Raw genomic sequence first — 13,038 nt, 5'->3', positions numbered from 1 at the left:
TAGCAAGCGTTTTAAAGAATTCCGCGCTCCCGCGCCACAGCAACTGCGGCAGTTCGATTGCTCACACCAAGCTTGGTGAAAACCCTGCCCATATGGGATTTGATAGTGGCCTCCGTCAAGATGAGCTCCTTGGCGATTTGCCGATTGGACCACCCCTGCCCCACTAACCGCAGTACATCGATTTCACGGGCTGTAAGGGTTTCCATGGGACGGTTCATATTCTCCATGAGCTTGCCCATGACTGGCGAGCTCATCACGGATTGCCCACGGGCCGCTTTCCTGATCCCCTCAGTCAGCTCCGCAGGCGGGCAGTCTTTTAGTAAGTAACCCACGGCACCTGCGGACACCGCCCCAACGACTTCCCCGTCCGTGGAATAGTTGGTCACCACCAACACCTGTGGTGCGCCTGGTATGGACCGGATTTCCCTCGTGGCATAAACTCCCCCGGCCTCCCCAGCGCCAACCTGCTGGGCAAAGCGCAGATCCATGAGCACCACATCCACGCGAGGTTGCTCCCCGGCCAGCGAAGCGCGTACGTAGTCGATCGCCCCCTGCGCAGTATCGACAGTAGCCACCACCTCAATGTCCGATGCCGTCGCTAACATCGCTTCCAAACCCGCCCGGATCACCGGATGGTCGTCAGCGAGAATTACGCGCACAGGGGATTGTTGGTCGGCCATGGTGCTCCAGACTACTCGCGCCCACCTGTCGGGATCTGCACAGCAACACCGCACCCGCCACCCGGTTCGGTTTCTAGCGCCATCGTTCCCCCCACTGCTTTCACGCGGCGCAGCACACCCGCCAACCCCGTCGCATCCAGTTGCTGTCCGGGGTGTGCCGCATCCACCAATACGGTCCCATCTTGGGAGCGGTGCGTACGCAACCCCAGTTCATGCATACTCGCCACATCGAAACCATCGCCATTATCCACTACATCCAGCACCACTTGGTCTGGTTGGAAAGTCAGTGTCACCCGCCCTCGCGTGGCATTGGCATGACGGGCGATGTTGCTGACCAGCGATTGCCCGATTCGCACCAATTCCTGCTCCACGGCCGCGCTGACATTGCGCGGTTCCCCGTCCACGTCGAACGTGATGGCCTGCCCCATCGCGGTGGAGCTAGCGACACGGGCCAACGCGACCGGCAGATCCGCCCCCATCATCGGACTCGGTTGCAAAGCCGCGATGATACGCCGGGTCTCCAGCAGGTTTTCCTGCGCGGTGGTCTGGGCCAGGCGAATCTGGCGCCCCAGCTGCTCTCGGGTTCCGGGATCCAACGTGGTGGCGTCGAGTAAAGAGATTTGCCCTTCAATCGAATGCAACAACATGTTGATGGAGCTCAAACCCTGCGCGATCGTGTCGTGAATGTCCCCGGCAATTCGCGCGCGTTCCTGCATTTCGCCCGCGCGGTGGGATTCTTCTTCGCGCGCTTGAGCCTCCACACGTAGCATCCGGAATCCTAACCCCAAGGCGATCGCGACCAGTGCGCCGATGATCGGGCCGATGATCCCACCGACGGTCCACCCAACATTGCGTGCGATGCCGTACACCGCCAGACCCGTCATCACGAATACTAACGGCACCGAAAAACGCGGACGGAACACCCCCAGCACCACAAAGAACAACGCAAACACCAAGTAGACAGCCGACTCGCCCCGAACGAACAGCAGCACCCACGTAGCCAGAACCAGCGCGATCCACACCGACCGCTGCGGGATCATGCGCCCCGAGCTGTACGCCAACGCGAACGCAACGACCTGCCAAGACATCCCGTCGACCACGACTGTCACCACCAGCAGGATGAAAACCAGCAAGTGCAGCGAATGCCCTAGTGCCGTCCACACTCGGTCGAGTTGATCCACGCGTCTGCGCGCCGCCTCGTGCGTTCCTAGGACCCTTCTACCGATCATTGTTCCAACTTTAGTAGGAAGCAAAGTCCAGCCTTGCGCCCGATGTGTAAACGCGCACGTCAAACGATCATTGAAGTATGTTTCAGGGAATAAGAGAACTCCGGTCCGCCAAAGGCCGCACAGCGTTGATCACCATTACCGTCGGAATGATCACCATCATGGTCACCTTCCTTTCATCGCTGGCTGCTGGTTTGTCTTTCGAATCCGTCTCGGCGTTGCAGGCTCGTTTTAATTCCGACGCCACCCAGTCCAATCAAGCTCTTCTGCTACAAGATAGCGGCACCAGCTCCCTAGCTTCTTCGCGATTGACCCCGAACCAGCTGCAGGCTGTCGAGGCCGCTGGTGGCGAAGCGCTGTACATGTCCCGTGCCAAGGTGGGCACTTCTACCGTCGTGCTTCTCAGCGACGCGCAGATCAAACCCGGCACCGTCGAGGTACCCGAGGCGCTGTACAACGATGCCCAGGCTGCGATGCCTGAGAAGTCCGTGGTCACAGTTTCCGATGAGGTTTACTTGGATCATCAACCAGTCTTGAGTGTGAACCCTCGCGACCTCAAAGATGACCCAAGTGCGTCCACCGCGGCTTTGGTGAGCGAGGATTTCGCAGCACCCAGTGGCACCGTCATGCTGAAAGGCAAGGAGCGGTGGAATGCTTCTGCCAGCTATCAGGGCGAACAGACCTCCCTGAACATGATGGTCGTACTGCTGTACGTGATCTCAGCACTTGTGCTGGGCGCATTTTTCACCGTCTGGACTATGCAACGCCTGCGTGGGGTGGCCATTTCTTCCGCCCTCGGAGCCTCGCGACGCGTGTTGATTGGCGACTCGTTGGGACAGGCCCTTGTCATCCTCGCCGGCGGGATCGTCGCAGGAGTTTTGATCACATTCATAGCGGGGTCCGCGTTGGCGTCGGCAATGCCAATCACCTTGAACGCTACAACCTTGGCGCAGCCCGCAGTGATCCTGGCGGCTGCCGGGCTGCTGGGAGCCACGATTTCCATACGTCCCGTTTTGAAAGTCTCCCCGCGTACCGCGCTGGCGGCCGGGTAAATCCCATCCCCCTCCCCTCACGAAAGAAGGTTCAATATGTCTACACAAAACGCAGCCCTAGTGACCGAGGGGCTCACCCTCGATGTGCAAGATGGCACCACGACCCGCCGCATCCTCAGCAACGTGAGCTTCACCGTGGATGGCGGCGAAGTGGTCGGCATCACCGGCCCCTCTGGTTCCGGGAAGTCCACGCTGTTGGCGGTGGTGGGGTGTTTGCAAGAGCCCACCTCAGGTCGCGCTGTGCTCAATACGGCGCAAGGTTCGATAGACCTGGCTGCCGCCCGTGGTGCGCAGGCAGCTCGAATCCGGCGGGACAGCCTCGGAATCGTTTTCCAGCAGCCGAACTTGCTGCCCGCGCTCACCGCCGAAGAACAGTTGCTGATGATGCGCCATCTCGGGAAGCTATTCCGTGGGAACAAGAGCGAAGACAAGAGGAGGGCACGGGAATTACTGGAGGCCGTGGGCCTCGGGGATAAAGCTCGAGCCAAGACGGGCGAGCTGTCCGGTGGTCAACAGGCACGAGTGAATCTAGCCCGGGCATTTATGAATAATCCCGAGCTGTTGCTGGTCGATGAGCCCACCGCCGCGCTGGACACCAAAGCCGCCACCGAAGTGACGGCCTTGATCAAGAGCCTCGCCCACGATCGGAGCATTCCCGCGCTGTACGTCTCCCACGACCAAGACCAGCTGCAATCGCTGGATCGCACGATGACGATTGTGGATGGAGCGACGATTGTGGATGGAGCTACTACTTAGTAACGCGAACCTCGGCCTTTTGGCCTTCGATCGCTTCCATGCCCTCTTCGTCGGCAATGCGCATTGCTTCCTCGATGAGGGTTTCCACAATCTGGTCCTCGGGCACGGTCTTAATGACCTCACCCTTCACGAAAATCTGACCCTTTCCATTGCCGGAGGCCACCCCGAGGTCCGCATCGCGGGCCTCACCTGGGCCATTCACGACACATCCCATGACGGCCACGCGCAGTGGGAATTCCATCCCCTCCAAGCCGGCGGTCACTTCCTCGGCCAGCTTGTACACATCCACTTGCGCACGACCACACGATGGACAGGACACGATCTCTAGCTTGCGCGGACGGAGGTTCAGCGACTGCAGAATTTGGTCGCCGACCTTGATCTCTTCCACGGGGTCCGCTGACAGGGATACGCGGATGGTATCGCCGATCCCTTGGCTCAGCAGCGCACCGAAAGCCACAGAGGACTTAATGGTGCCCTGGAATGCCGGTCCGGCCTCGGTCACCCCTAGGTGCAGCGGATAATCAGACTTTTCCGCCAACTGACGGTAGGCCTCCACCATAATCACTGGGTCGTTGTGCTTCACGGAAATAGCGATGTCCCCAAATCCGCAGTCTTCGAACAAACCGGCTTCCCACAGCGCGGATTCAACCAATGCCTCAGGCGTGGCTTTGCCGTACTTTTCCATGATGCGTTTATCCAGGGAACCGGCGTTCACTCCGATGCGAATTGGAACTCCCGCATCACCGGCGGCCTTCGCGACTTCCTTGACTCGCCCATCGAATTCCTTGATGTTGCCCGGATTCACACGCACGGCCGCGCAACCCGCATCGATAGCTGCAAAAATGTACTTGGGCTGGAAGTGAATGTCGGCAATCACCGGGATCGGCGACTTGCGCGCAATCGCCGGAAGAGCTTCCGCATCCACGGTCTTAGGACACGCGACGCGCACGATGTCACAGCCCGACGCAGTCAGCTGCGCGATCTGCTGCAAAGTGGCATTAACGTCGTGTGTTTTCGTGGTGGTCATGGACTGTACCGAAATTGGGTAATCACTACCCACGCCCACATTCCCAACCATTAGCTGGCGGGTCTTGCGCCGTGGCGCCAGGGTGGGTGGTGGGCCGTCGGGGATCCCCAGGGAAATGCCAGTCATGAAGTTAGTCCTCAGCACCTTTCGAAGGAACGATAAATCTCTCGACCAGTCTACGCGCGAGAAACTAGAACAGGCGGATCGGGTTGACGACGTCCGCTACGATCACCGTCACACCGAATAACAGCAGTATCAATGACGCTGCGTAGGTCACCGGCATCAGGCGCGTGTAGTCCGCGGGACCGCCGGGAGCCAGCCCCTTTCGGCGTCGGAAAAAATCCCGCACCTTTTCCCACAACACCACAGCTATGTGTCCACCGTCCAGCGGTGGCAGCGGTACGAGGTTAAACGCAGCGAGGAAGAGGTTCAGGCTGGCCAACGCCATGAAGAAGCTGGCCCACTGGTCGTACTTGACCAATTCGCCACCAAGACGGGAGGCTCCCACCACGCTCATGGGGGAATCATCGGCGCGGTCGCCACCGAAAATGCTGGCCACCACGCCAGGAAAACGCTGCGGCAGCTCCGCGAGACCCCTCGCGGTTTCCTTCACTGCCATCCCCGTGAAACTCAGGGTGCCACCCACGGCCGTTGCCGGGTTGTAATGCTGTACTCGATACTCCGGCACCTTCGCTTTGACGCCCACCGCTCCAACCACCATCGTGTTCCCTGCGGAGTTAATCCGCTCCACGATCTGGATTTTCAAGTCCACGGGCACGGCGGAGTCTCCGCGTTGGACTTCCGCGGGAACAGTGATGGTATCGCCCGGTTGCTTGCCCTGATTCGCGTTGGCATCTTTGCCCAGTTGGGATACTTGCTTGGAAAACGCTGGGAAGTCGGCGACCTGTTCGCCGTTGATACTCACGAAAGTGTCCCCGGGTTGGATCCCAGACTCGGCCGCGGGCCCCGCGCCGGAACACGCTGCCAGAGTGCCGTCCGGATTTTGTTGGGGAGCGGCACAGGCTGTAGATGCGACGGTTGGCGTGAATTGCACACTGCGGTCAGGCAGTCCCCATGCCAGCGCCACGGCGTAGATCAGGCCCAGCGCCAGAATGATGTTCATGATGATGCCGCCCAGCATGACGAATATGCGCGCACGGGCGGGGCGGTCGTACATGGCGTAGGGCCGCTCCTCCGCCGTCATCTCGTCGAGCTTGGTCATGCCGGCGATATCGCAGAAACCGCCGAGGGGGATGGCTTTGAGACCGTACTCGGTTTGCCCATGCTTCGCGCTGTGCTTGGTGGTGGACCACAAGGTCGGCCCAAAACCGATGAAGTAGCGGCGCACGCGCATCCCCGTCCACCGCGCGGCATACATATGGCCGGCTTCGTGCAAGGCAATGGAGATAGCGATTCCCAGCCCGAAGAGGATGATGCCTAGTGCGAAAGCCATTGAGCCATCCTCTCGTGAGCCTTATTGCGGGCTTCGCGTTCGGCGGCGAGAACTTCCTCGAGATCAACGGGTTCGGATTTGAGGTGCTCGCAATCTTCCATGACCGCAGCAACCGTATCGACGATGCGCGGGAATGACAGAGTGCCGGCCAGAAATTCCACAGCAGCTTCCTCGTTAGCCGCGTTGTAAACAGCAGGCATCGCCCCACCGGTAGCAACGGCTTGACGCGCGAGCTCCACTGCGGGGAAAACTGTTTCGTCCAGTGGTTCGAACTCCCACGTGCCGGCCTTGGTGAAGTCGAGCTTGCGGTGTGCCCCTTCGATGCGGTCCGGCCATCCCAAAGCCAGGGAAATCGGCAAACGCATCGATGGAGGGGAGGCTTGGGCAATCGTCGAGCCATCCACGAACGTGACCATTGAGTGAACGATGGACTGCGGGTGCACGGTCACTTCGATGCGATCGGATGGGATGCCGAACAACAGGCTGGCTTCAATGAGCTCCAAGCCCTTGTTCACCATGGTGGCGGAATTCAAGGTGTTCATCTGCCCCATGGACCACGTTGGATGGGCCGCTGCCTGCAGGGGTGTGACCGGTTCCAGCTGGGCGCGGGTCCATCCACGAAAAGGACCACCGGAGGCAGTAAGAACCAGCGTATTGACTTCGTCCGCCTTGCCAGCCCGCAGGCATTGGGCAATGGCCGAGTGCTCCGAATCCACGGGAATGAGCTGCCCAGGGTTGGCGTTTTTCAGCACCAACTGTCCACCAGCGACGAGCGATTCCTTGTTGGCAAGGGCCAGCTTCGCAGGAGTTTCGAGACTCTTCAAAGTGGCATCCAGACCCAATGAACCAACCAACGCGTTGAGAATCACATCATCTTCGGTGAGTTCATCAGCAACGGCTTCGACCAATTCCCGGGCAGAATCTGTACCGCGAATGGTGTGCCCACCAATTTCGGCCTCGATGAAATCCGCGGCCACATCACTTGCCACTGCGACCCTATCGGCGGGCAGGTTAAACTTCTTGGCCTGCTCCAGCAGTAATTCTGGTTTGCTGCCGTGCGCCGAGATACCTATCAACCGGAACCGGTCTGGGTTCTCCGAAATGATCTCCAGAGCCTGTGTGCCTATGGATCCAGTGCTTCCGAGTACTACAACACGAGTGTTCACAACGAACATTGTTCCATATGAATCAGACATTCCCGTTTGGCTCAGTCATTTCTGCGCACCCACGTGCCAAATGGTCACATTTAGGGGTGCAGGGCTGCAGTCAATGGCGTGTTTGTGGCCACAATATGCCAAAATGGTTTCAAGTTATATCTGCAGGTGCCAACTCGCGGTGCGTGAGCTCCTCGCAGAATGGTTTACCTTTGACATCAGGAGGAAACGGTGGGATCCCACGCTAAGGCAACTTCCGAAGCTGTTGCTATCGATCACGACGGTGCACACGACCACTCGGGCGCTCACGCGGTCGCACACCCGCACGACAACCACACTGTAAAGCACGAAGTGTTCAACGGCGTTTCTACCAAGGATGTTCCATCCGCAGGCTGGGGCTGGAGTGAGCTATCCAAGCGCTCCATCATTCTTGCCGGTCTCATTGGTGGCCTGTTCCTGCTGGGCATGCTCTTCGGCAACCACCGGGGCAATGTGGAGAACATCTGGCTGATTGGCCTAGCAATTCTAGTCTTCGCCGGTACCGCGAAGTGGGCCATGGGTTCCCGCGGCAAGGTGAAGAAGACCGTGACTGCTCGCAACAAGCCAGTCGGCCACATCGAGCCTGACTGGGCTGCCGATCAGCTCAACCGCACCGGAGTTTACGCAAACCTCACCCCTGAGCAGTCCGCAGCACTGAACCACAACTACAAAAGCACCGAAACGGTTCAGAACTAATTAGGCCCCCGGTTTTTTCACCGGAAAGCCAAAGTCCCTCGCCTTTCTAGACGAGGGACTTCTTGTTTGGTTAAGCAACTCCTGTACCGAATAACAAACCCACTCCATAGGTGACGATCAGGCCTAAGGCACCGCCAATGAGCAGTCTCAGCATGGAACGTCCCCTATTGGTATCGGAGATTCGCGCCGAAACGTAGCCCGTGAGAACCAAAGTAGCTAAGGTCACGATAGTCACCGTGAGCCCTCGGGACGAGGCAGGCGCCAAAATCACGGACAGGATAGGGAGCAACGCACCCAAAGTAAACGCAACGGCCGACGACAACGCCGCAGCCCATGGGTTCGTAAGGTCCTCGCTATCGATACCCAATTCCAACTTCAAGTGAGCTTTGAGTGGGTCTTTTGCTTCAATGTCGGTCACAGCACGGTCGGCGATGTCATGGGATACGCCATACCCCTGCAGAATTTCCACTAATTCGCGGTGTTCTTCTACTGGGTAGTCCCGCAGTTCGGAGTTCTCCAAATGAATGAAATGGCGTTCAGAGTCGCGCTGTGCGGATACCGATACGTACTCGCCTAGCGCCATGGAGACAGCACCCGCCACAGCGGCTGCCACGCCAGCAATCATAATCGCGGAAGTACTACTACCTGCCGCGATCACGCCGAGCAGGATGCAGGCAGTGGAGACGATGCCATCGTTGGCGCCGAGCACACCGGCGCGCAACCAATTCAGTTTGGAATTAATGGCCGAGTTGTGCGCTTCAGCAACATGTGGTGCGTCAACGCTATGCATTTCTTTAGACTCCGACCTCACCAGGGTTTTCCTCAGACAAACCCAGCAGAGGAAGCATGGCCTCCCCGGAACTCCGAGCACATACGGTGCTGGCGGTGGTGGGCAGAAAGGCCACCGCTGCATGAACAAGAAGGGCGTGCGCAGGAATACCTGCGATGGTTTCAAGCATGATAGCGACTATATGGGTAGCGCACGCCTTCCCGCCAGCAAGGATAGGCGTAGCTGAAACCAGCTCAGGGTAGCCTAAGTCTCTTAATTCTCTTCAGCGGCGAGCTGCCCACAAGCCGCCGCAATTTCTTGGCCCTTCGTATCGCGCACGGTACACGGCACGCCCTGGGCTTCCACTCGGCGAACGAACTCGTCTTGCACTTCCTTTGGGGAGGCATCCCACTTAGAACCGGGGGTTGGGTTTAGAGGTATCACATTGACGTGCACCTTAGACCCCAGCGCCCCACGCAACTTCTTGCCCAGTAGCTCGGCCCGCCACGGTTGGTCATTCATATCGCGAATAAGGGCATATTCGATTGACACACGCCGACCGGAAGTATCCGCGTAGTATCGCGCGGCATCCAGCACCTCATCCACTGACCAGCGATTGTTCACCGGCACTAACTCGTCGCGTAGCTCATCATCGGGGGTATGCAGTGAAACGGCCAAGCGCACCGTCATTCCTTCGTCAGCCAGCTTTCGAATGGCCGGAGCCAATCCGACTGTGGAGACGGTCACGTTACGCTGAGAGATACCAAATCCCAATGGCGGAGGAGAAGTAATCTTGCGGACCGTATCCACTACACGCTTGTAGTTGGCCAGCGGTTCGCCCATACCCATGAACACGATGTTGGACAGTCGCCCTTCCCCGCCTTCCACTTCCCCATCACGCATCGCGGCGGCGGCGAAACGAACCTGTTCCACCATTTCCCCCACCGAGAGGTTGCGGTCCAATCCACCCTGCCCGGTAGCACAAAATGGGCAGGCCATACCGCACCCTGCCTGCGAGGAAATACACAAGGTCGCGCGGCCCGGGTAGCGCATCAAAACTGATTCCAACAACGTTCCGTCGAACAGCCGCCACAACGTTTTGCGCGTTTCCCCATCATCGGTATTGAGGTGACGCAATGGAGTCATCAACTCCGGGAAGAGCGCGTCCCGTACCGGCTTGCGCTTATTCTCCGGCAAGTCTGTCATATCCTCGGGATTCGCCAACAGGCGCCCGTAGTACTGCCGCGCCAACTGGTCCGCACGAAACTTGGGCAATCCCAATTCTTCAACTGCATTTTTGACTTCTTCGCGGCTCATATCCGCCAGGTGTACCGGCGGCTTTCCCCTGCGTGGAGCGGTAAACGTCAATTTCACTGGTTCAGCCATGATGCAGGCTATTATTGCACGCCGGTGGCACTTCGGTCACTTTTGCAGTTGAATAGGTGATATGTCGAACAACACCCCTCCATTGAACGAGTCTCCGGACTTCAACTCCTACGACTCCCCCGTTGCCCCTAGCGAAACCGCCGGTCGCGATCCCCAGCGTCGCGTCAAGGGTTCTACAGCGGGTGGTACCTGGGTAGCCCTGATCATCGGTGTGCTGCTACTGATCATTCTGCTGACCTTCATCTTGCAGAACCAAGAGAAGTTCGACTTGCAATTGTTCGCTTGGTCTATCCAATTGCCCATCGGCGTGGGCATATTGCTCTCCGCCATCCTCGGCGCCCTGATCATGGCCCTCGTGGGTGGCGTGCGCATTATCCAGCTTCGCCGCCAAGTTAAGCGCGCCTAGTTGCGGCTAGCTGCCACTGATCATATTGAGGACCACCCATGTGATCATCGCTGCTGGCAGCATGCCGTCTAGGCGATCCATCAGCCCACCGTGCCCCGGCAACATGCCGGACATGTCTTTAATCCCCAGGTCGCGTTTGAACTGACTCTCGACCAAGTCCCCCAAGGTGGCGCACACTGCTAGGCCCACGCCCAGCAGTACGCCCACCCAAAACGGCGCCCCCAGCATCAACGTCACAGTGGCAATACCCACCACGGTTGATAGCAGCACCGACCCGGCAAACCCCTCCCACGACTTCTTTGGACTCACCGCCGGCGCCATTGAATGACTGCCGAAGAACACCCCAAATATATCCCCACCTACATCCGACGCCACCACGCAAGCCATGAACGTCAAGATGAAGGCCACGCCACTGGCGGTCTCGGTTTCCATCCGCGAGAGCATTGCCGCGAAGGAACCAAAGAGCGGAATCCACGTAAGAACGAACACGCCCACGGCCACATCGCGCACATAGTTGTGTGGCGGGGAATGCCTGCCGTGGTGGAAAAGCCGTGTGATCATCAATAACAGCACGCTGGTCACATAACCGGCGACCAAACCGGTGGTGCCGAACGGCCACGATAGCCACACCATGACCTGCGCGCCGATGCTCAGCACGATGAGGCTCAACACGTAGCCAGTTTCGTACAGCCGCCGCCAGACCTCGTAGACCGCCAAGCCCAACGCAATCGCCACCAGGGGGTACCACAAGAACGGGTTCAGGAGTGCGCCGATGGCCAGTCCCCCTAGAAGAACTCCGACGGAGACCGCCTGGGTCAGGTTACGCCCAGCGTTATTCTTCGGCTTAGGTAAGGCCACGGCCTTTCTCATTCCCCTTCTATACGTGCGCCTGGTGACGGCAGGTCAAAAACCAATGGAGGTTTAGACCTCCATGAGCTCCTGTTCCTTGTGCTCTACCAGCCCGTCAACCTGTTCCACGTGGTTGTGGGTGACCTTCTCCAGCTCCTTCTCAGCAGCCTTGACTTCATCTTCACCGGCTTCGCCATCTTTCTGAATCCGGCTCAGGCCTTCCATGCCCTTGCGGCGAATGTTGCGAATGGCGATCTTGGCATCCTCGCCCTTGGACTTGGCAACCTTCACCAAATCTCGACGGCGCTCCTCGGTCAACTGTGGAACCGTAACGCGCAGGACCTGGCCGTCATTGGTGGGGTTCACGCCGAGGTCGGAGTTACGGATGGCGTTCTCGATGTCATTCATCGTGGATGCTTCATAGGGCTTGATGATCAACATGCGCGGCTCAGGCACGCTGATCGTTGCCATCTGGGTAATAGGGGTTGGCACCCCGTAGTACTCGGCGATGATGCCGTTGAACATCGCCGGGTTGGCACGACCGGTACGGATAGTCGTGAGCTCTTCACGGGCGTGCTCAACGGAGCTTGCCATACGCTCTTCGGATTCAAGCAGAATGTCGTCGATCATAATTAAAAATCTACCAGTTTCGGTTGTCGTAGGGTCCAGTGGACAGGCTGGGGTTAGCGCTCCGCGGCGTCGGAACCAACATAAGTACCAATACGCTCACCGGAAACGGCCCGTGCAATATTGCCCTCAGCGAGCAGGTTGAAAACCAAGATCGGCATGTTGTTGTCCATGCAGAGGGAGAACGCGGTGGCATCGGCGACGCGCAGCCCCTTCTCGATGACCTCACGAGGGGTGATATTGGTAAACAGCTCCGCATCAGGGTTGGTGCGTGGGTCGTCGCTGTACACACCATCCACGGCCTTCGCCATCAACAGTACGTCGCAGCCGATCTCCAGAGCACGCTGTGCAGCTGTGGTGTCCGTGGAGAAGTAAGGCATACCCATGCCCGCGCCGAAAATGACCACGCGCCCCTTTTCCAAGTGCCGGTCCGCACGTAGTGGCAGGTATGGTTCCGCCACCTGCGTCATCTGAATCGCGGTCTGCACACGGCAATCAACGCCCTCTTGCTCGAGGAAGTCCTGCAGCGCCAGGCAGTTCATCACGGTGCCCAACATACCCATGTAGTCGGAGCGAGACCGATCCAGCCCGCGCTGCTGCAGCTGAGCCCCACGGAAGAAGTTTCCGCCACCGATAACGACGGCCACCTCCGTACCGTTCTTGGATACCTCCGCGATTTGACGCGCCACGTTTTGCACGACGTCCGGGTCAATGCCGACATTGCCCCCACCGAACATCTCTCCACCCAACTTCAGCATTACACGTTTGAACCCGGTTGTTGTCTCGTCAGTGCTCACGATTCTCCTTCGATGGGGGATTTTACGAGGCTGCAAGCGCGCTTCGTCTATCGTCGTTTGTCGTTGATCGAGTTTATCAGCGCGCCTGCTCCACCTTCGTAACGACTAACCCCACGCAGAA

15 protein-coding genes are annotated in these 13,038 nt (G+C 58.7%); 4 read left to right on the top strand and 11 right to left on the bottom strand.

The genetic code is table 11. From position 1 onward, the window contains the following. Positions 1 to 11: 11 nt before the first annotated feature. Together HMPREF3098_RS04805 and HMPREF3098_RS04800 are read right to left on the bottom strand one after the other, a co-directional pair. Entirely contained in the window at positions 12 to 680 is a 669-nt protein-coding gene (locus tag HMPREF3098_RS04805) for a LuxR C-terminal-related transcriptional regulator (protein WP_070434212.1), read from the bottom strand. Positions 681 to 691: 11 nt separating this feature from the next. Beyond that, positions 692 to 1,909, bottom strand: coding sequence for a sensor histidine kinase (locus HMPREF3098_RS04800; RefSeq protein WP_083284110.1), 1,218 nt, complete (start codon positions 1,907 to 1,909; stop codon positions 692 to 694). Between the two features lie 77 nt (positions 1,910 to 1,986). Here HMPREF3098_RS04800 and HMPREF3098_RS04795 point away from each other — a divergent pair, with 77 nt between their 5' ends. Then, positions 1,987 to 2,958 (top strand): FtsX-like permease family protein, encoded by a 972-nt coding sequence (locus HMPREF3098_RS04795; protein ID WP_070434210.1) that lies wholly within the window; start codon positions 1,987 to 1,989, stop codon positions 2,956 to 2,958. Positions 2,959 to 2,994: 36 nt separating this feature from the next. Beyond that, positions 2,995 to 3,714: an ABC transporter ATP-binding protein gene (locus HMPREF3098_RS04790; protein ID WP_070434209.1), complete on the top strand. Its 720-nt coding sequence runs from the start codon at positions 2,995 to 2,997 to the stop codon at positions 3,712 to 3,714. Here the strand turns inward: HMPREF3098_RS04790 and ispG are convergent. The 3 genes from ispG to dxr all read right to left on the bottom strand — a co-directional run bounded on the left by ispG (position 3,707) and on the right by dxr (position 7,369). Beyond that, complete coding sequence (ispG, locus tag HMPREF3098_RS04785) at positions 3,707 to 4,867, bottom strand: flavodoxin-dependent (E)-4-hydroxy-3-methylbut-2-enyl-diphosphate synthase (protein WP_070434208.1); 1,161 nt, start codon at positions 4,865 to 4,867, stop codon at positions 3,707 to 3,709. The genes HMPREF3098_RS04790 and ispG overlap by 8 nt on opposite strands. A gap of 64 nt (positions 4,868 to 4,931) precedes the next feature. Beyond that, positions 4,932 to 6,194 (bottom strand): M50 family metallopeptidase, encoded by a 1,263-nt coding sequence (locus tag HMPREF3098_RS04780; protein WP_070434207.1) that lies wholly within the window; start codon positions 6,192 to 6,194, stop codon positions 4,932 to 4,934. Continuing rightward, positions 6,179 to 7,369, bottom strand: coding sequence for a 1-deoxy-D-xylulose-5-phosphate reductoisomerase (gene dxr, locus HMPREF3098_RS04775; protein ID WP_070434206.1), 1,191 nt, complete (start codon positions 7,367 to 7,369; stop codon positions 6,179 to 6,181). The genes HMPREF3098_RS04780 and dxr overlap by 16 nt, the downstream gene beginning before the upstream one ends. Positions 7,370 to 7,579: 210 nt before the next feature. Here dxr and HMPREF3098_RS04770 point away from each other — a divergent pair, with 210 nt between their 5' ends. Beyond that, on the top strand, positions 7,580 to 8,083 hold the full coding sequence (locus tag HMPREF3098_RS04770) for a DUF2631 domain-containing protein (protein ID WP_083284108.1): 504 nt from the start codon (positions 7,580 to 7,582) through the stop codon (positions 8,081 to 8,083). Between the two features lie 70 nt (positions 8,084 to 8,153). Here the strand turns inward: HMPREF3098_RS04770 and HMPREF3098_RS04765 are convergent, their stop codons facing one another. From HMPREF3098_RS04765 to rlmN, 3 genes are all read right to left on the bottom strand, one after another. Further along, positions 8,154 to 8,873, bottom strand: a complete 720-nt coding sequence (locus HMPREF3098_RS04765) for a VIT1/CCC1 transporter family protein (protein ID WP_070434205.1) — start codon at positions 8,871 to 8,873, stop codon at positions 8,154 to 8,156. 4 nt (positions 8,874 to 8,877) lie between these two features. After that, positions 8,878 to 9,042, bottom strand: a complete 165-nt coding sequence (locus HMPREF3098_RS11515) for a hypothetical protein (RefSeq protein WP_156963324.1) — start codon at positions 9,040 to 9,042, stop codon at positions 8,878 to 8,880. 83 nt (positions 9,043 to 9,125) lie between these two features. Beyond that, on the bottom strand, positions 9,126 to 10,238 hold the full coding sequence (gene rlmN, locus HMPREF3098_RS04760) for a dual-specificity RNA methyltransferase RlmN (RefSeq protein WP_070434204.1): 1,113 nt from the start codon (positions 10,236 to 10,238) through the stop codon (positions 9,126 to 9,128). Positions 10,239 to 10,290: 52 nt separating this feature from the next. On the opposite strand from rlmN, the gene HMPREF3098_RS04755 reads away from it, so the two are divergent. After that, a complete protein-coding gene (locus HMPREF3098_RS04755; protein WP_371440958.1) occupies positions 10,291 to 10,644 on the top strand; it encodes a LapA family protein in 354 nt (117 codons plus the stop codon). 6 nt (positions 10,645 to 10,650) lie between these two features. Here the strand turns inward: HMPREF3098_RS04755 and HMPREF3098_RS04750 are convergent, their stop codons facing one another. The 3 genes from HMPREF3098_RS04750 to pyrH are packed head-to-tail and all read right to left on the bottom strand — an operon-like array spanning position 10,651 to position 12,878. Then, on the bottom strand, positions 10,651 to 11,514 hold the full coding sequence (locus HMPREF3098_RS04750) for a phosphatidate cytidylyltransferase (protein ID WP_070434202.1): 864 nt from the start codon (positions 11,512 to 11,514) through the stop codon (positions 10,651 to 10,653). A 51-nt stretch (positions 11,515 to 11,565) separates the two neighbouring features. Beyond that, positions 11,566 to 12,123: a ribosome recycling factor gene (gene frr, locus HMPREF3098_RS04745; RefSeq protein WP_035112801.1), complete on the bottom strand. Its 558-nt coding sequence runs from the start codon at positions 12,121 to 12,123 to the stop codon at positions 11,566 to 11,568. Positions 12,124 to 12,176: 53 nt separating this feature from the next. Beyond that, positions 12,177 to 12,878, bottom strand: coding sequence for a UMP kinase (gene pyrH, locus HMPREF3098_RS04740; protein WP_070434306.1), 702 nt, complete (start codon positions 12,876 to 12,878; stop codon positions 12,177 to 12,179). Between the last annotated feature and the right edge of the window lie 160 nt (positions 12,879 to 13,038).

It is taken from the genome of Corynebacterium sp. HMSC28B08, assembly GCF_001806865.1.
Taxonomy (GTDB): domain Bacteria; phylum Actinomycetota; class Actinomycetes; order Mycobacteriales; family Mycobacteriaceae; genus Corynebacterium; species Corynebacterium auriscanis.
The sequence above is the reverse complement of the archived record's forward strand: the minus strand, read 5'-3'. Positions and strand labels throughout refer to the sequence as shown.